The organism is Aminobacter sp. NyZ550 (assembly GCF_025628925.2).
Classification (GTDB): domain Bacteria; phylum Pseudomonadota; class Alphaproteobacteria; order Rhizobiales; family Rhizobiaceae; genus Aminobacter; species Aminobacter ciceronei.
The window spans coordinates 2,000,225-2,017,807 of sequence record NZ_CP114190.1; the positions used below are offsets into that span (position 1 = coordinate 2,000,225).

Below are 17,583 nucleotides of genomic sequence, written 5' to 3' on the forward strand. Positions count from 1 at the left end.
ACCGGATTTGGCGTATGATGACGCTGCGTCCGGCTTCCGCTGCGGGCTAGGGTCAGGGCTGAGGTCGGAGCAATCCGTTCACGTCTGTCCCGACTGCGGTTCAGCGCCGACGAACGGCGCTGGGCCGCTGCATATCGAGCATATCTGAAGGTGAACGGATCGGCATACTGCCGTCCCAAGGCAAACTGCCCGGATCGGGCTGGAATGGAGATAGACGATGACGGAGTTGACGCCATCTGTGACGACGGGTTTTGTGCCGGCCGCGCAGACGAAAGCGGCCAACAATAAAACCGATCATCTCCGAACCACCACCGGCTATGCAGCGCATGGCCTCTACGATCCGCGCAACGAACATGACGCCTGCGGCGTCGGTTTCATCGCCCAGATGAAGGGCATCAAGTCGCACCAGATCGTCAAGGACGGTCTGTTCATGCTCGAAAACCTGACGCATCGCGGCGCCGTCGGCGCCGATCCGCTGATGGGCGATGGCGCCGGTGTCCTGGTGCAGATCCCCGACCGGTTCTTCCGCGAGGAGATGGCCAAGCAGGACATCGATCTGCCGGCACCCGGCCAGTATGGCGTCGGCCACTGGTTCATGCCGCAGGATGCTGCGACGCGCGAACATGTCATGGACATCATCCGCGAGTCGGCGCAGTCGGAAGGTTTGCCGCTGATCGGCTTCCGCGACGTGCCGGTCGACAACGCCTCTTTGTCGAAGGCACCTGATATCGCTGCTTCCGAGCCGTTCCATTGTCAGGTGTTCATCGGACGCACGCCCGAGATCGATGACGACGAGGAGTACGAGGCTCGCCTCTACCTGCTGCGCAAGGTGATCTCCGGCCGCATCTATGCCGAGCACAACAACAAGGACATCGGCGCTTATTGTGTGTCGCTGTCGGCGCGCACCATCGTCTACAAGGGCATGTTCCTGGCCTTCCAGGTCGGCGCCTATTACAAGGACCTTTCCGATCCGCGCTTCGAGACGGCGCTGATTCTCGTTCACCAGCGCTTCTCGACCAACACCTTCCCGTCGTGGAAGCTGGCGCACCCGTACCGCATGGTCGCCCACAACGGTGAAATCAACACGGTGCGCGGCAACAACAACTGGATGGCGGCGCGCCAGGCTTCGGTCGACAGCGAGCTGTTCGGCAACAACATTTCCAAGCTCTGGCCGATCTCCTATGAGGGCCAGTCGGACACGGCGTGCTTCGACAACGCGCTCGAGTTCCTGTTCCAGGGCGGCTATACGCTGGCGCATGCCATGATGATGCTGATCCCGGAAGCCTGGGCCGGCAACAAGTCGATGGATGCCGACCGCAAGGCCTTCTACGAATACCACGCAGCGCTGATGGAGCCGTGGGACGGTCCGGCTGCGGTGTGCTTCACCGACGGCCGCCAGATCGGCGCGACACTCGACCGCAACGGCCTGCGTCCGGCCCGCTACATGGTCACCGACGACGACCGGGTCATCCTGGCGTCCGAAGCCGGCGTGCTGCCGGTCGATGAAAAGAGCATCATCAAGAAGTGGCGTCTGCAGCCCGGCAAGATGCTGCTGATCGACCTGGTCAAGGGCCGCATCGTTTCGGACGAGGAGATCAAGTCCGAGATCGCGACCAAGCACCCCTACACGAAGTGGTTGTCCAACACCCAGCTGATCCTCGAGGAGCTGAAGCCGGTCGAGCCGCGCGCGCTGCGCAAGGACGTCTCGCTGCTCGATCGCCAGCAGGCCTTCGGCTACACGCAGGAAGACACCAAGCTCCTGATGTCGCCGATGGCGACGACGGGCCAGGAAGCCGTTGGCTCGATGGGTACCGATACGCCGATCTCGGCGATGTCGGACAAGTCGAAGCTGCTTTACACCTATTTCAAGCAGAACTTCGCCCAAGTCACCAATCCTCCGATCGACCCGATCCGCGAGGAGCTGGTGATGAGCCTGGTGTCGTTCATCGGCCCGCGCCCGAACATCCTCGACCTCGTCGGCACCTCGCGCCGCAAGCGTCTGGAAGTGCGCCAGCCGATCCTCACCAATGCCGACCTGGAGAAGATCCGGTCCATCGGCCACACCGAGGAGAGCTTCGACACCAAGACGATCGACGTCACCTATGCCGCATCGGAAGGTGCTGCCGGCATGCAGGGTGCGATCGAGCGCCTGTGCGAGCGCGCCGAGGCTGCGGTCGCCGGCCGCTACAACATCATTATCCTGTCCGATCGTCAGCTCGGCCCGGACCGCATCGCCATCCCGTCGCTGCTGGCGACGGCCGCCGTGCACCATCACCTTGTCCGCAAGGGCCTGCGTACCTCGGTCGGTCTCGTCGTCGAATCGGGCGAGCCGCGCGAAGTGCACCACTTCTGCTGCCTCGCCGGCTACGGCGCGGAGGCGATCAACCCGTATCTGGCCTTCGACACGCTGACCGACATGCACAAGCGGGGCGAGTTCCCGCCTGAAGTGGACGGCTCGGAAGTCGTCGGCCGCTTCATCAAGTCGATCGGCAAGGGCATCCTCAAGGTGATGTCCAAGATGGGCATCTCGACCTACCAGTCCTATTGCGGCGCCCAGATCTTCGATGCCATCGGCCTGAAGACCGATTTCGTCGAGAAGTACTTCACCGGCACGGCAACCAACATCGAGGGCGTCGGGTTGGAAGAGGTGGCGACCGAAACCGTCAGCCGCCACGCCTCGGCCTTCGGCGAAGATCCGGTGCTGCGCAATGCGCTCGAAGTCGGCGGCGAGTACATGTATCGCATGCGCGGCGAAGCCCATGTGTGGACACCTGACGCGGTTGCCTCGCTGCAGCACGCCGTGCGCTCGGGTTCGTGGGCGACGTTCAAGGAGTTCTCGGCCCAGATCGACAGCGAAACAGCGCGTGCCCAGCAGATTCGCGGCATGTTCCGCATCAAGCTGGCCGAGGAGAGCGGACGCAAGAAGGCGGCACTCGACGACGTCATGCCGGCGGCCGAGATCGTCAAGCGTTTCTCGACCGGTGCCATGTCCTTCGGCTCGATCAGCCGCGAGGCGCACAGCACGCTTGCCGTTGCGATGAACAAGATCGGCGGCAAGTCGAACACCGGCGAGGGCGGCGAGGAGCCCGACCGCTACCTGCCGCTGCCCGGTGGCGGCGTGAACCCCGAGCGTTCGGCGATCAAGCAGGTGGCTTCCGGCCGCTTCGGCGTGACGACGGAGTATCTCGTCAACTCCGACATGATGCAGATCAAGGTGGCGCAGGGTGCCAAGCCCGGCGAGGGCGGCCAGTTGCCTGGTCACAAGGTCGACGCGACGATCGCCAAGACCCGCCACTCGACCCAAGGTGTCGGCCTGATTTCGCCGCCGCCGCACCATGACATCTATTCGATCGAAGACCTGGCGCAGCTGATCTACGATCTGAAGAACGTCAACCCGGCAGCCGACGTGTCGGTCAAGCTGGTGTCGGAAGTGGGCGTTGGCACGGTTGCGGCAGGTGTCGCCAAGGCGCGCGCCGACCACATCACGATATCAGGCTATGACGGCGGCACCGGTGCATCGCCGCTGACCTCGCTCAAGCATGCCGGCAGCCCGTGGGAAATGGGTCTCGCCGAGACGCATCAGACGCTGGTGCTGAACGGCCTGCGTTCGCGTGTCGCGCTCCAGGTCGACGGCGGCCTGCGTACCGGCCGCGACGTCGTCGTCGGGGCGCTGCTGGGTGCCGACGAGTTTGGCTTCTCGACCGCGCCGCTGATCGCGGCGGGCTGCATCATGATGCGCAAGTGCCATCTCAACACCTGTCCGGTTGGCGTCGCCACCCAGGATCCGGTGCTGCGCAAGCGCTTCAAGGGCACACCCGAGCACGTCATCAACTACTTCTTCTACGTCGCCGAAGAGGTGCGCGAGCTGCTGGCCGAGATGGGCTACACCCATCTCGACCAGATCATCGGTGACGCCGACCTGCTGGAAAAGCGCGAGCTGATCAACCACTGGAAGTCGCGTGGCCTGGACTTCTCCAAGGTGTTCTACAAGCCCGATGCGCCGCGCGAAGCCGTGCACTGGACCGAACGCCAGAAGCACCCGATCGACGACGTTCTCGACCGCAAGCTGATCGCCGAGGCGAAGGCGGCGCTGGAAACACGCCAGCCGGTGAAGATCGAGGCAACCATCCGCAACGTCGACCGCTCCGCCGGTGCGATGCTGTCGGGTGAGGTCGCCAAGCGCTTCCGCCACAAGGGCCTGCGCGAGGACACCATCTCGGTGAAGCTGACCGGCACCGCCGGACAGTCCTTCGGTGCCTTCCTGGCACGCGGCATCTCGTTCGAGCTGGTCGGCGACGGCAACGACTATGTCGGCAAGGGCCTGTCCGGCGGCCGCATCGTCATCCGCCCGTCGGATGACGCCCGGATCGTTGCCGAGGATTCAATCATTGTCGGCAACACCGTGCTTTACGGTGCGACCGAAGGCGAGTGCTACTTCCGCGGTGTCGCCGGCGAACGTTTCGCCGTCCGCAACTCGGGCGCCGTTACCGTCGTCGAAGGCGTGGGTGACCATGGCTGCGAATACATGACGGGCGGCGTGGTGGTGGTCATCGGCAAGACCGGCCGCAACTTCGCAGCCGGCATGTCGGGCGGCGTCGCCTATGTCCTCGATGAGGAAGGCGATTTCGCCGAGCGCTGCAACATGGCGATGGTCGAGCTCGAGCCGGTCCCTGAAGAGGACGACATGCTGGAGAAGCTGCACCATCACGGTGGCGACATCGCCCACAAGGGCCGTGTCGACGTCTCGGGCGACATGACACGCCATGACGAGGAGCGGCTGGTTCAGCTGATCTCGAACCATATGCACTACACCGGTTCGACCCGTGCCAAGCAGATCCTGGACGACTGGGCGAGCTACCGACCCAAATTCCGCAAAGTCATGCCGGTGGAGTACCGCCGCGCACTGATCGAGATGGAGCGCATGAGGATGGGCGTCGCGGCGGAGTAAGCCGTGACGATCTTCCGGCGGCGCCCGAACAGGGCGCCTGCCATCGCATGCTTCATTTGAAGTGGTGGAATTCTAAGCCCGCGCCGAGGTGCTGGGCATGACTGACGAGAGTTACGATGGGCAAGGTTACAGGTTTTCTCGAAATTGACCGGCAGGTGCACAAGTACCAGCCGGCTTCCGACCGCATCCGGCACTTCCGCGAATTCACGCTGCCGATGTCGAACAAGGAAGTCGAAAAGCAGGCTGCGCGCTGCATGGATTGCGGCATTCCGTTCTGCCATGGCCCGACGGGCTGTCCGGTGCACAACCAGATCCCGGACTGGAACGACCTCGTCTACAATGGCGATTGGGACAACGCGATCCGCAACCTGCATTCGACCAACAACTTCCCCGAATTCACCGGTCGCATCTGCCCGGCACCTTGCGAGGAAGCCTGTACGCTGAACCTCGAGGACATTCCTGTCGCCATCAAGACCGTCGAGCAGGCGATCGCCGACAAGGCTTACGAGACCGGTTACATCAGGCCTTATCCGCCGGAGAAGAAGACCGGCAAGAAGATCGCTGTCATTGGTTCCGGCCCTGCCGGCATGGCAGCGGCGCAGCAACTCGGCCGCGCCGGCCACGACGTGCATGTCTATGAGCGCGAGAGCCGTCCCGGCGGCCTGCTGCGTTTCGGCATTCCTGATTTCAAGATGGAGAAGCACTATATCGACCGTCGCGTCGAGCAGATGACGGGCGAAGGCGTGACGTTCCATTGCGGCGTCAATGTCGGCGTCGACAAGCCGGTGACCGAGCTCCTGGCCGAATATGATGCCCTGCTTTACTGCGGCGGCTCCGAAACGCCGCGTCCGGCGGGCATTCCCGGCGACGACCTTAAGGGCGTGCATGACGCGATGCCTTACCTCGTCCAGCAGAACAAGCGCGTCGGCGGCGAAGACATCCAGTCGGTTGCCTGGCAGTCGGAACCGATCGTCGCTGGTGGCCTGCATGTCGTCGTCGTCGGCGGTGGCGATACGGCGTCCGACTGCGTCGGCACCGCATTTCGCCAGGGTGCCGTGCGCGTCACCCAGCTCGACATCCGTCCGCAGCCACCGGAGCGCGAGAACAAGCTCGCCGTGTGGCCTTACTGGGCGACCAAGATGCGCACCTCGTCCTCTCAGGCCGAAGGCGCGCAGCGCGAGTTCCAGGTGGCGACGCTGGAGTTCATCGGCGAGGAAGGCCAGCTGACCGGCGTGAAGTGCTGCGAAGTCGACGACAAGCGCAAGCCGATCCCGGGCACCGAGTTCGTCATCCGCGCTGATCTCGCCTTCATCGCCATCGGCTTCGCCGGGCCGCTCGCCGACGGTATGGTCAAGGAACTCGAGGGCAAGCTCGAGATCACCACCGACAGCCGCCGTTCGACCAATGTTGCCGCCAACGACCGCGACTACAAGACCAATGTGGACAAGCTCTATGTCGCCGGCGACGTGCGCCGCGGCCAGTCGCTTGTGGTCTGGGCGATCCGCGAAGGCCGCCAGGCCGCGCATTCGATAGATGCCGACCTGATGGGGTCGAGCGTCCTGCCGCGTTAAGCTGGCCGGAACCAAGCAAACAAAAGGCGCCGCGAGGCGCCTTTTTCGTTTCCGGTCGACAACCTTAGCGCCTGATGATGGCGGTCGTCGTTTCGGTTCCTTGCGCTGCAGGCAGCGGCTTTGGCGGCCAGGAGAAGTCGTCGATGCGGCCGGCAGGTGCTGCGGGGGCGATGCCTTGCACGGCAAGCTTTTCGCCTGGAGAACGCGGGTCGGACGTGGCAGCCGTCTGGCCGCCGAGAAGCTCCGTGCCACCGTCGAGTTCCGGATCGGAGAGCGAGACCGGCACCGTCCGGTCGATGTTGACAGGCACATTGAGTTCGCCGGGCGTCGCCTGCGGCAGGCTTGCCGGCACGACGGTTTCGGTACCTTGAGGCGTGATGCCGAGCAGCTTGTTCAGCGGCTTTTCGGCGAAGAAGGCGAGCTTGCGTTTGCCGGCGCGGGTGACGTTGATGCCGTCGTCGGCGCGCAGGCGCACCGGCTGGCCGTTGATGTCGGGGCCGCTGGTGACGAAGGCGCCGGCCTCGTCGACGAAGCCGTCCCAGACATCGACGAATTCGCTACCTGCGGCTTCCGTTGCAGCACGGTAGATGTCGTTGAAGGCGAGCATGTCGGTGTTCATCTTCGACGACTTGAAGGCGGGCATGCCGACCCACAGGAACGGCACCTTGGTGTCGGCGATGGCCTTGGCCAGCTTGTCCGCGCGCGCCGTGTACTCCTTGGTCCAGGCGGCGCTCATCGGTGGCTCGCGGGTGTCGGCGACCCGCATCTGCTGGCGGTCGTTAGAGCCCATCATGATGATGACAGCGGCAGGCTTTTCCTGCTCGATCAGCGCCTTGGCTTTCTCGGGCCAGTTGTAATAGTCCTCGCGGACGAGGCCCGACGAGCCGTTGGTCTTGTCGATGACCCTGATCTTGGCATTCTCGGCAAAGACCGTGCCCAGCCCCTCGGCAATGCCGCCGCCGAGGAAGTCGCCGATGACCAACACGACACGCGCGTCAGCCAGCTTTTCGACCACCGGAACGGCCGGATCGGCAGCCCTGCCGATATTGCCGGCGGTTGCCTTTGGCTTGCGTGGCGTCTTGCGGATCTTTTTGCGCGGCTGCGGCTCGTCAATGATGAAGGGATCGACGCGCGGTTCGCGGCGCGGCATGAACAGGTCGCGCAGGGACCATTTGCGCAGAATGCCTTCCTGCGCCACGGCCGGCGTCGGCATTGTCGACGAAATGGCGGTCAAGGCGACCGCCACCGCGACCAGTGGCGTCGTCAGGCGCAACAGCGAAAACCGCGGACGACGCGTCAATGCCAATACAGCCTCCGGTTGCTAGTTACGCCGCAGGAACTTCAGCACTTCCATGCTCGGATGACCGTCCGGCGTCAAGCCCAGCTGTGCCTGGAATGCCTTGATTGCCGAGCGCGAACCCTCGCCGATCTTGCCGTCGCTCTTGCCGTCGTAATAGCCATGCGCCGACAGGCGCTTCTGCAACTCCTGCTTTTCCTCGAAGCTGAGCTTGGTGAACGGCCGCTTCCAGTCCTGCACCAGGCCACCATAGCCGGCGATCTCGTCGGCAAGAAGGCCGACGGCGAGCGCGTATTTGTCGGCGTTGTTGTAGCGCTTGATGACCGAGAAGTTCTTGGTCATCAGGAAGGCCGGTCCGCCGCGGCCGTCCGGCACCTTGAGGGTGGCGACGTCGGAGCCGCGCTTGAAGGCCTTGCCGTTGGCGCGTTCGATGCCGAGCGATGCCCATTTGTCGAGCGTCAGCGATCCCGTCGGGAACTTCTGACCAGCGGGCAGCACCACTTCGTAACCCCAGGTCTTGCCGGCCTGCCAGCCGTTCTTCTTCAGAAGGTTGGCTGCGGTGGCGAGCGCGTCGGGCACGGAGTTCCAGATGTCGCGCTTGCCATTGCCGTCGGCATCGACCGCGTAGGCCTGGTAGCTGGTCGGGATGAACTGGGTGTGGCCCATCGCGCCGGCCCAGGAGCCGACGAGGTGACTTTCGTCGATGTCGCCGCGCTGCAGGATCTTCAGCGCCGCGATCAGCTGGGTGCGGGCGAACTTCGCCCGGCGCTGGTCGCCATAGGCGAGCGTCGCCAGCGACCGCACGACATTGCGCATCACCTTGTCGTTCTTGAGAATCTCGCCGTAGTTCGATTCCATCGACCAGATGGCGAGCAGGATGTAGCGGTCGACGCCATACTTGGCCTCGATGCGGTCGAGCCAGGGTTTCCACTTGCGCGCCATCTCGCGACCGACAGCAATTGACTGGTCATGGACGCGATTGTCGAAATAGTCCCAGACGGGCGCGGTGAATTCGGGCTGAAAGCGGGCCTTTTCAAGTACTTCGGGGTCGGCCGAGGTCACGCCACGAAAGGCGCGGTCATAGGTCGAACCGGAAATCCCGTTGTCTGCGGCGACGGAGCGGAAGCTCGCCACCCAGCGCTGGAAACCGGCTTCGGCGGCCGCCGGGCCGGCCGGAAGCATCAATGCCAGCGAAAGGGCAGCGGCGCTCAGGAGGCCTTTGGCGGTCTTGCGAAGGGGCATTCTTTCCTCCTTGGAGAGATCAGAAACACGATTCATCGCCGATGCCGGTTATCAATCAGTTTACCATAGACCCGTTGGGGAACGAAAAGCGGGTTGAGGGATTGTCCACCTAGCTGTTCGGACAATCAAGATCGCGTGATCAATGGTCTTGCCCGCTGTCGCCGAATATGTGAACGCATTCAGTATTCATCAATTCGGGCGTGGCAAAGTTGGCGTCCGATACATCCCTCTATCGGACGACCACGCAATGAAAAGAGTTCGCAAGGCAGTTTTTCCGGTCGCGGGCCTTGGCACGCGTTTTCTGCCTGCCACCAAGTCTATCCCCAAGGAAATGCTGACTGTGGTCGATCGCCCTGTGATCCAGTACGTGGTCGACGAGGCGCGCGAAGCGGGCATCGAACATTTCATCTTTGTCACGGGCCGCAACAAGGCGGTCATCGAAGACCATTTCGACGTCCAGTTCGAACTTTATGATACGCTGGCCCAGCGCGGCAAGACCGAGCAACTGGAGCGCCTGCAGCGGTTGCAGCCGGCCCCGGGCCAGACCTCGTTCACGCGACAGCAGGTACCGCTCGGCCTTGGCCACGCAGTGTGGTGTGCGCGCGAGCTGGTCGGCGACGAGCCCTTCGCGCTGCTGTTGCCCGACATGATCATGCAGTCGGAAAAGAGCTGCATGCGCGAGATGGTCGAGCTCTATGCCGAGACCGGCAACAACATCATCGCCGTCCAGGAATGCGACCCGGCCGAGGCGCACAAATACGGCATCGTCGGCAAGGGCAAGTCGGTTCACACCGGCTTCGAGATCGAGGGCATGGTGGAAAAGCCCAAGCAGGGCACGGCACCCTCGAACCTGTTCATCAATGGCCGCTACATTCTGCAGCCGGAGATTTTCAAGATCCTGGCAAGCCAGGAGCGTGGCGCCGGCGACGAGATCCAGCTGACCGACGCCATGCTCAAGCTCGAGAAGATGCAGTCGTTCTACGGCTATCATTATCGCGGCCGCACCTTCGACTGCGGCTCGCCGGAAGGTTTCGTCGAAGCCAACGTTGCCTTTGCCTTGTCGCGCTCCGATCTCAGCAGGAGCATGGCCGGCGTCATCGAAGGGCTGCTCGGCGAGATCAAGCTGGGCAAATAAGCCACATGTCGCCTGTGCGTCAGGCTTGGACGCACGGTGCGATGGCTTTCGGCCGCTGCTGCCGCTAGAAATACCCTGCCAGGTGCCCGCAGCGATGCGGGAGAATCGGGAACACGGTGCAAATCCGTGGCGTGCCCAACGCTGTAAGAGGGACCGTATCGGCAGAGGCCACTGTTCATCCAACGGGAAGGCGCCGCAGACGGGTTGAACTCGAGCCAGAAGACCGGCCCGGCAGACATCGACCTCCGCATGGTCAGGCGGAGGGAACCGACATGCTCGCCAGGGGATATGCGATGCTTGCTGACCAGTTGAAGGCCGTTTCAGGCTGTTTCGATATCGCCGCACAGGATGCCGTTTACCGCGCCATCTTCACGCGCCGCGACGTTCGCAGCCATTTTCTGCCTGATCCGATCGACGACGATGTGCTGGCGCGGCTGCTGCTGGCTGCCCATCACGCGCCGTCGGTCGGCTTCATGCAGCCGTGGAACTTCATCGTCATCAGAGATCGCGAACGACGCGAGCGGGTCCGCGACCTGTTCTTTGCGGCGCGGCAGCAGGAACTGCCTGAGATCGCCGAGGAGCGGCGGCAGCTGTACCGCAAGCTCAAGCTCGAAGGCATCTGCGAAAGCCCGCTCAACCTGGTCATCACCTGCGACCGCAGCCGTTCGGCAAACTCTCCGCTCGGGCGATGGCACAATCCCGAGATGGACCTCTTCAGCACCGTCTGCGCAGTTCAGAATTTCTGGCTCGCCGCGCGTGCCGAGGGCATAGGCGTCGGCTGGGTCAGCATCCTCGATCGCGAGGCGCTGAAGCAGTTGCTAGGCATTCCCGATCACGTCGTGCCGGTGGCCTATCTCTGCGTCGGCCACGTCAGCGAATTCGCCGACAAGCCCGATCTCGAGCGCCATGGCTGGGGATGCCGTCTGCCGCTTGCCGAGCTGATCATGAGCGAGGTCTATGCGGGGCAGGGGGAGACGGCCTTGAGGGCCGCAGCCGCCGCGATCGGCGGTTTGCCCCAAGCAGGTTAGCGCTGGATTTTCAACCCGACGAAGACGCTGTTGGTCTTGGCGTCGCGGAACGGCAAGGTGCTGTCGAAGGTCTCATGGCGCAGCTTGCCGGTCAGGCCGGCGTAGCGGTTGAGCCACCAGGTCAGGCCCGCTTCGGCGCTGAGCCTCAGCTCGTGGTCGTTCGAGCTGGCATAGTCGCGGTAGCCGACGCCGCCGGCGAGGAATGCAGTCAGGTTGGAACGGATCTGCCGTTCGACGCTGAGGCGGCCGTTGTAGAGCACCGAACCGCTGTCGCCGGCAGTGGTCGAACCTTCGACCAGGGTTTCGCCGGTCAGGCCGACGATCGTGCCGCGCATCGGCGACCATCTGAGATCAGCGGCAATCGTCGCGGCGGAAACCGTCTTCAGCCGGTCGTCGTCGAAATCCTCCGAAATCCAGCCGGCCGAAATCTCGCCGCCGAATTTTTCGCCCATGTCGATCTCGACGCCGGCGCGGGCGCCGGTACGCTTGGACGAGCGCTCGAAACCGGCGGTGTCGAAGCGCAGGTCATAGACCCGGCGGCCGAATTCGACCTCGCCAAAGGGCGTCAACGCCGGTGAGACCTCGTAGCCGACGCGGACCTTGCCGGTATAGAGTCTGGAGTCGCGGTCCTTCTGTGAGAGCGTGGTGCCGTCGGTCAGTTCGGCGTCGCTGTAGCTTTCGTCGACAGCTTCGCCGGTCACTCCGAAGCGGAACTTGCCGACGGCCTTTTCGACACCCAGCGCGCCGTTCAGCGTGTGCAGGGTCGGCCGCTCGGCGGTGCCGGAGATGACCACGGGCGACGACGTCGATTCCGGGCGCATGCTGTAGCCGAGCCGCGCCAATGCGCGCATGTCGTCGGCGAGATCGAGCTGCAGCCGCCCGTCGATGCCGCCGCTGAGATCCTTGACCTCCTGGCCGGAGATGGATTTTCGGTAGTTGCCATAGGCGTCGATGGTCGCCGAATGGCTCTCCCAATCGGACGCGGCGTTCAGCCTGAGGGTCGTCTCGGACAGAACGGCCGACTTTCCGTTAAAGCTGGAATCCGCATTCGACGTCGCGGTGACGCCCTGTTCAAGGCTCGGCTTCAGAACGAAGGTGCCGAAACGGATGCCAGTCGGCTCGAACGGGTTCGCATCCGGCTGAGGCCTGCGGCCTTCGATGGCGCGCTGGCGCTCGGCTTCGGGTCCGTTCTCGATCTCCGTTTCGGAATCGACGGTGCCCTGGCGCACGGTGCCGGTGGTCAGCTCTTCGTCGGCTGCCGGCACTGCTGGCCGCTCGGCAGCCGTCGGCGCGGCGGTGCCGGCCAGCCGCTCGCGTGCCTCGCGGGCGCGCTGGCGCGCGGTCGTGGGCGGACGGGCGGATGGCAAGGAGCCGGCCGATGTGCCGTCGGCGTTGGGCGGTTCGCTGAACAAATCGGTGGCCTCAGCGTCAGCCTGGGTTGGAATCGCGCCGGGGCTGACCGGCTGGTAGGCCGGTGCCTGGTCCTGCGCCTGCTCGGCCGCAGGGCGCCTTTTGTAAAGCCGCAGGGTGTTGTTGATGTCGTCTTCGCTGACCGGTCCGCGCAAGGCGGTTTCCTGGGCATGCAGCGGTGCGGCGCACAGCAACGTCGCCACGCTTGCCGTCGCCAGCAAGATGCGGAGTGCCGTGGTCTGTGTCCGTTGCTCCGGCCTGATCTGCGCCATCTTTCCCACTGCTTCGCCGACGCAAGGGCGTCGCACTTACCAACTGGTAAATCGCCATGGTTAACGGAGCGTTTCCCGCACGCCCTGAGAGGCCTCGTTTTGGGCGGATAATCATGGACAGCCGCACGCCGACGCGCTAACGCATGCGCCATGCACGCTGGATCGCTGAAAAAAGAGCCGGACGGGCAGGCGTCGATCGCCTCCGCGCTCCGCACCGTCACCATCGAGCAGGCCGGCATCGCCGCGCTTGTCGCAGCGCTTGAAGGCCCGCTCGCCGAGCCATTCGCCAGGGCTGTCTCGATCCTGGGCCAGCTCAGCGGCCGGGCGATCATCACCGGCGTCGGCAAAAGTGGGCATATCGGCTCCAAGCTGGCGGCGACCTTCGCCTCCACCGGGACTCCGGCCTATTTCGTCCATCCTTCGGAAGCCATTCACGGCGATCTCGGCATGATCACCAGGGAAGACGCGATCGTCGCACTCTCCTGGTCGGGTGAAACAGCAGAGCTCAAGGGTATCGTTGCCTATTCGAGGCGCTTTTCGATCCCGCTGATTGCGCTGACGGCCGGCGATACGTCCGCCTTGGCGCGTCAGGCCGACGTCGTCCTGTCATTGCCCCGGGCGCCGGAAGCCTGTCCGCACGGTCTTGCGCCGACGACGTCGACGCTGCTGCAACTCGTCGTCGGCGACGCGCTGGCCGTGGCTTTGCTCGAGGCGCGCGGCTTCACTGCCGATCATTTCCGCACCTTCCATCCCGGCGGCCAGCTCGGCGCGAGCCTGATGCCGGTCGGCGACCTGATGCACAAGGGCGAGGAAATGCCGATCGTCGCCGTCGGCACCAAGATGCCGGAGGCAGTAAAGACACTGTCCAAGAAGCGTTTCGGTTGCGTCGTTGTCGTCGACGAGCAGGGCCGGCTGGCCGGCATCGTCACCGACGGTGACCTGGCGCGCAATCTCGATCGAAATCTCGCCGAGACCAATGTCGAGGACATCATGACCCGACAGCCCAAGACGGTGCCGCCGCAGATGCTGGCGGGCACTGCGACGGCAATGCTCAACGAGCACAACATCAGCGCCATCCCGGTGGTCGAAGGCGACAAGCCTGTCGGCATCATCCACTTCCACGATCTGCTCCGGGTTGGCGCCGCCTGACCGGCGCCCTGCTGCCAACTGCCTGACGGCCCCCTACTCAGCTTCGTCCGGACCGAGGGCGAGCGCGCCGATGACCGCGCAGGCGGCAAGCATGGCCGCGCATGCCGATAGAACAGCTGTCGGGCCGAACAGATCCAGCGCGGCACCGACAACGAGAGCGGCAAGCGGGGCCGTGACGAGGATCATTCCGATCGATGCGCCGATGACATGGGCGCGCAGGTTCTTCGGCGCACTGGTCTGCAACAGGGTGGTGAAAACAGGCGAGAGCGGGCCGGCGGCGATGCCGAGAACTGCACCTGATGCAATCAGCGTGGGCACCGCGCGGTCGATCACGAGCATGATGACGCCGGCGGCCAGGCCGACGAAGGCGGCAACGAAGACACTGCGCAAGGCGGGCCGACCGCCGATTACGGCCATTGCAAGGTTGACCGCTATCGCACCGGCCGCGGCGGCGGTGAGATAGAGCCCCAATGTCGAAGCCGACTGCCCTTCGGCGCGCAGAATTGCCGGCATGGCAACATTTTCGAGTGCGACGAAGGTGCCGGTGCCAAGGCTTGCCAGCAGCAGGGCCGTCCGCAGGCGGAGCGATCCGAAGATGATGCGCATCGCGCCAGCCAGTTCAGTGGACGCGGTTGAGGACATCTGCCGCAGGCGGAACTGGGGCAGGCTGAGCGCGGTCATCAATGCGGTCACGATGTTGAGTGCGGCGATGATCCACAACAGCGTAGAGGTCTCGGCGATCGCCACCAGCAAGGCAGCGATCGCCGGCCCGACGATGGCGGCGCCGTTGTCGACAAGGTCGTCGATGGCATTGGCGCGCAGCAGCGGCATGCGCGCCAGACGCGCGATTTCGGGAACGCGGGATTCGATCGCGACGCTGCCGGGGCCGTCGAATATGGCGCCGAGCAAGGCAAGCGCGACGAGTGCACCGATGGTCAGCATGCCGAAGCCGTAGAGCAGGGCGGCGGCAATCGACGCTGCGCAGCCGAGCCCGACAGCGATCATGGCGGTCTGGCGGATGCCGAGTCTTTCGGCGACAGGGCCGCCAAACGCACTGCCGAGAATAGCCGGAGCGAGTGTCACGAAGGCGACGATGCCCATCCAACTGGCGCTGCCGGTGAGGTCGTAGACCAGCCAGGGATAGACGATGGCGGTGATTGCATTGCCCAGGCTGAAGAAGATACTGGCCAGCTGCAGCCCGGCAAACGGGGCGCGTGTCCTGGCAAGGCGCAAGGTGCTCATGACAGTTTCGCTGCGAGCCGCAGCATCCTTTGCTGGTTCTGGTTTCCAGGATTTCCGGGGCAAGCCTTGCCGGCCTGTGCCCGTCTGTCTCGCCTATGTCGTTGCTCCCGGCCTGAGAAAGCGGGTCAACAGCAGATGCAATGTTTTCTTTTGCTCGAGCGGCTTGAAGCCGGGGTCGACGGCGACGCGGCCGAACACGCCGTCGATGAGCGCGGAGATCCATTGGGCGCCGTCGGCAGGATCGAGCCCCGGCCCGATCTCGCCGCGCGCGGCGGCATCGCGCAGGATCAGGGCGAGTGCTGTGCGCATTTCGGCGTCATGGGCCGTGACGAGGGCTGCGATCTGCTGGTCGCGCATCGCCTCCGCCGCGATTTCGAGTGCGAGGCTCGAATAGGCCGGGTCGGCGGCCAGTTCGAGCACGATGTCCATGAATTTGAGGATCTCGCCGAACAGGTCCTGGCTGTTGTCGATCTGTGCGAAATAGGCCGCCGTCTCGCGGCGATCCTGCTCGACGATTGCCGCGATGATCGCGTGCTTGGTCGGGTAGTAATGGAACAGGTTGCCGGGGCTCATGCCTGCTTCGGCGCAGATTTCCGCGGTCGAGGTGCCGTGAAAACCTTTCCGGGTAAAACAGGTGATCGCCGCAGTCAGGATCTGCTGCTTTTTTGCCTCGAACTTTTCTGGGTCGACCTTGCGCATCCGCGCTCTCATTTATTATTAGATTGATCAATCTAATAATTGAGCGTGGTCATGTGGTCAAGTCAAAGGGATGCTCCAGGGGGCTGGCGAGGTGCCGCTCAAGCGATCAGGAGAGCTTGCCTCAGACCGGCTCCACCACCAGTTCCAGATCGGTGTCGGCAGCGCCTATGACACGCACCTGCGCGCCGGCGGGCAAATCGGGGCCGGAGACCCGCCAAGTCGTGTCGCCGAGCTTGATGCGGCCCCGGCCTTCCCTGATCGGTTCGGCCAGCGTTGCCGTGCGGCCGATCATCTGGGCGCCACGATTGTTCAGAAGGGGCTGGTCGGATGCCTGTTCGCGGTCGCGAACGAGCTTCTTGCCGACATAGGCGGAGGCAAGCGAGAGCACCAGGAAAATCAGGACCTGCACCTGCCAGGTCCAGAACGCCGCGTCCCAGAGCAGCAGCGACGCCGAGCCGACGATCAGCGCGGCGATGCCGATCCACAGCAGGAATACGCCCGGCGCAAAGATTTCCAGACACAGCAGGATGAAGCCGAGCAGCATCCAGTTCCAGGGACCGAGTTCGGCAACGATGCTTGCGATCATGTGCGGTTCCTCAATTCACCTCGTCCGGTCAGAGGCTCAGCCCTGCTCGGGCGGAATCCTCGGCGGACGGGAGGCCTGGCGCTGCCCGCCTGCCGTGCCGCCGTCGCGGAAGACTTCCTTGGCGATCTCACCGATACCGCCAAGTGTGCCGATCAGCGACGACGCCTCCATCGGCATCAGGACAAGCTTGCTGTTGTTGGCTGTTCCAACCTTGGCCAGCGCCTCGGTGTACTTCAGCGCGACGAAGTAGTTGATCGCCTGGACGTCGCCCTTGGCGATGGCTTCCGAAACCACCTGGGTAGCGCGTGCCTCGGCCTCGGCGGAGCGTTCACGCGCCTCGGCGTCGCGGAAGGCGGCTTCCTTGCGGCCCTCTGCTTCCAGAACCTGCGCCTGCTTCATGCCCTCGGCTTCGAGAATCTGGGCGCGCTTGTTGCGTTCGGCCATCATCTGGCGACCCATCGATTCGATCAGATTCGCCGGCGGATTGATGTCCTTGATCTCGACGCGGGTGATCTTGATGCCCCAGGGGTGTGCCGCTTCGTCGACGACGCGCAGCAGGCGCTCGTTGATGGCGTCGCGGTTCGACAGCAGCTCGTCGAGATCCATCGAGCCCATCACGGTGCGGATGTTGGTCATGGTCAGGTTGAGAATGGCGTTCTGCAGGCCGGCGACCTGATAGGCCGCCTGCGGCGCGTTCAACACCTGATAAAAAGCAACGCCGTCGACGGCGACCATCGCATTGTCCTTGGTGATGATCTCTTGCGTCGGCACGTCGAGCACCTGCTCCATCATGTTCATCTTGGCGCCGATGCGGTCGATGAAGGGGATGATCAGGTTGAGGCCGGGCGTCAGCGTCCGGGTGTAACGACCGAAACGCTCGACAGTGTAGTTGTAACCTTGGGGAATCGTCTTGATGCCGGCGAACAGCACCAGGAGCACGAGAACGACAAGTACCGGGATGACGATATCGAAGCCGCTGAAGCCCATGCGAAACTCCCCCGCAA

At 64.0% G+C, this 17,583-nt stretch carries 12 protein-coding genes and 1 riboswitch; of the genes, 5 read left to right on the forward strand and 7 right to left on the reverse strand.

The genetic code is table 11. The annotated features are described in order from the left end of the window. Nucleotides 1–217: 217 nt before the first annotated feature. Together gltB and N7E70_RS09910 are read left to right on the forward strand one after the other, a co-directional pair. Nucleotides 218–4,948 (forward strand): glutamate synthase large subunit, encoded by a 4,731-nt coding sequence (gene gltB, locus N7E70_RS09905; protein WP_263006231.1) that lies wholly within the window; start codon nt 218–220, stop codon nt 4,946–4,948. A 116-nt stretch (nt 4,949–5,064) separates the two neighbouring features. Further along, nucleotides 5,065–6,519 carry a glutamate synthase subunit beta gene (locus tag N7E70_RS09910; RefSeq protein WP_263006232.1) on the forward strand — a complete coding sequence of 485 codons (1,455 nt, stop codon included), beginning with the start codon at nt 5,065–5,067 and terminating at the stop codon, nt 6,517–6,519. A 64-nt stretch (nt 6,520–6,583) separates the two neighbouring features. Here the strand turns inward: N7E70_RS09910 and N7E70_RS09915 are convergent, their stop codons facing one another. Together N7E70_RS09915 and N7E70_RS09920 are read right to left on the reverse strand one after the other, a co-directional pair. Next, complete coding sequence (locus tag N7E70_RS09915) at nt 6,584–7,825, reverse strand: SGNH/GDSL hydrolase family protein (RefSeq protein WP_263006233.1); 1,242 nt, start codon at nt 7,823–7,825, stop codon at nt 6,584–6,586. A gap of 15 nt (nt 7,826–7,840) precedes the next feature. Next, a complete protein-coding gene (locus N7E70_RS09920) occupies nt 7,841–9,058 on the reverse strand; it encodes a lytic murein transglycosylase (protein WP_067966192.1) in 1,218 nt (405 codons plus the stop codon). Nucleotides 9,059–9,305: 247 nt separating this feature from the next. On the opposite strand from N7E70_RS09920, the gene galU reads away from it, so the two are divergent. Together galU and bluB are read left to right on the forward strand one after the other, a co-directional pair. Beyond that, the gene (galU, locus tag N7E70_RS09925) at nt 9,306–10,193 is read left to right on the forward strand and encodes a UTP--glucose-1-phosphate uridylyltransferase GalU (protein ID WP_263006234.1); all 888 of its coding nucleotides are present in this window, start codon (nt 9,306–9,308) and stop codon (nt 10,191–10,193) included. 63 nt (nt 10,194–10,256) lie between these two features. Next, nucleotides 10,257–10,439: riboswitch (cobalamin riboswitch) on the forward strand. 26 nt (nt 10,440–10,465) lie between these two features. Continuing rightward, nucleotides 10,466–11,221 carry a 5,6-dimethylbenzimidazole synthase gene (gene bluB / locus N7E70_RS09930; RefSeq protein ID WP_442866506.1) on the forward strand — a complete coding sequence of 252 codons (756 nt, stop codon included), beginning with the start codon at nt 10,466–10,468 and terminating at the stop codon, nt 11,219–11,221. On the opposite strand, the gene N7E70_RS09935 is transcribed toward bluB, so the two are convergent. Continuing rightward, on the reverse strand, nt 11,218–12,903 hold the full coding sequence (locus N7E70_RS09935; protein WP_263006235.1) for an outer membrane beta-barrel protein: 1,686 nt from the start codon (nt 12,901–12,903) through the stop codon (nt 11,218–11,220). The genes bluB and N7E70_RS09935 overlap by 4 nt on opposite strands. Nucleotides 12,904–13,053: 150 nt before the next feature. Here N7E70_RS09935 and N7E70_RS09940 point away from each other — a divergent pair, with 150 nt between their 5' ends. Next, a complete protein-coding gene (locus N7E70_RS09940; RefSeq protein ID WP_067958356.1) occupies nt 13,054–14,052 on the forward strand; it encodes a KpsF/GutQ family sugar-phosphate isomerase in 999 nt (332 codons plus the stop codon). 33 nt (nt 14,053–14,085) lie between these two features. Here the strand turns inward: N7E70_RS09940 and N7E70_RS09945 are convergent, their stop codons facing one another. From N7E70_RS09945 to N7E70_RS09960, 4 genes are all read right to left on the reverse strand, one after another. Continuing rightward, on the reverse strand, nt 14,086–15,294 hold the full coding sequence (locus N7E70_RS09945) for an MFS transporter (protein ID WP_263006236.1): 1,209 nt from the start codon (nt 15,292–15,294) through the stop codon (nt 14,086–14,088). Nucleotides 15,295–15,387: 93 nt separating this feature from the next. Then, nucleotides 15,388–15,993, reverse strand: coding sequence for a TetR/AcrR family transcriptional regulator (locus N7E70_RS09950; protein ID WP_192314808.1), 606 nt, complete (start codon nt 15,991–15,993; stop codon nt 15,388–15,390). A gap of 121 nt (nt 15,994–16,114) precedes the next feature. Beyond that, nucleotides 16,115–16,579: an NfeD family protein gene (locus N7E70_RS09955; protein WP_067958367.1), complete on the reverse strand. Its 465-nt coding sequence runs from the start codon at nt 16,577–16,579 to the stop codon at nt 16,115–16,117. 36 nt (nt 16,580–16,615) lie between these two features. Beyond that, nucleotides 16,616–17,566: an SPFH domain-containing protein gene (locus tag N7E70_RS09960; RefSeq protein ID WP_067958370.1), complete on the reverse strand. Its 951-nt coding sequence runs from the start codon at nt 17,564–17,566 to the stop codon at nt 16,616–16,618. Between the last annotated feature and the right edge of the window lie 17 nt (nt 17,567–17,583).

Excerpts from the sequence above, each read along its gene's own strand:
- galU (WP_263006234.1), top strand. The coding sequence starts at position 9,306 with ATGAAAAGAGTTCGCAAGGCAGTTTTTCCGGTCGCGGGCCTTGGCACG.
- N7E70_RS09945 (WP_263006236.1), bottom strand. The coding sequence starts at position 15,294 with ATGAGCACCTTGCGCCTTGCCAGGACACGCGCCCCGTTTGCCGGGCTG.
- N7E70_RS09950 (WP_192314808.1), bottom strand. The coding sequence starts at position 15,993 with ATGCGCAAGGTCGACCCAGAAAAGTTCGAGGCAAAAAAGCAGCAGATC.
- N7E70_RS09940 (WP_067958356.1), top strand. The coding sequence starts at position 13,054 with ATGCACGCTGGATCGCTGAAAAAAGAGCCGGACGGGCAGGCGTCGATC.
- bluB (WP_442866506.1), top strand. The coding sequence starts at position 10,466 with ATGCTCGCCAGGGGATATGCGATGCTTGCTGACCAGTTGAAGGCCGTT.
- N7E70_RS09955 (WP_067958367.1), bottom strand. The coding sequence starts at position 16,579 with ATGATCGCAAGCATCGTTGCCGAACTCGGTCCCTGGAACTGGATGCTG.
- gltB (WP_263006231.1), top strand. The coding sequence starts at position 218 with ATGACGGAGTTGACGCCATCTGTGACGACGGGTTTTGTGCCGGCCGCG.
- N7E70_RS09960 (WP_067958370.1), bottom strand. The coding sequence starts at position 17,566 with ATGGGCTTCAGCGGCTTCGATATCGTCATCCCGGTACTTGTCGTTCTC.
- N7E70_RS09910 (WP_263006232.1), top strand. The coding sequence starts at position 5,065 with ATGGGCAAGGTTACAGGTTTTCTCGAAATTGACCGGCAGGTGCACAAG.
- N7E70_RS09935 (WP_263006235.1), bottom strand. The coding sequence starts at position 12,903 with ATGGCGCAGATCAGGCCGGAGCAACGGACACAGACCACGGCACTCCGC.
- N7E70_RS09920 (WP_067966192.1), bottom strand. The coding sequence starts at position 9,058 with ATGCCCCTTCGCAAGACCGCCAAAGGCCTCCTGAGCGCCGCTGCCCTT.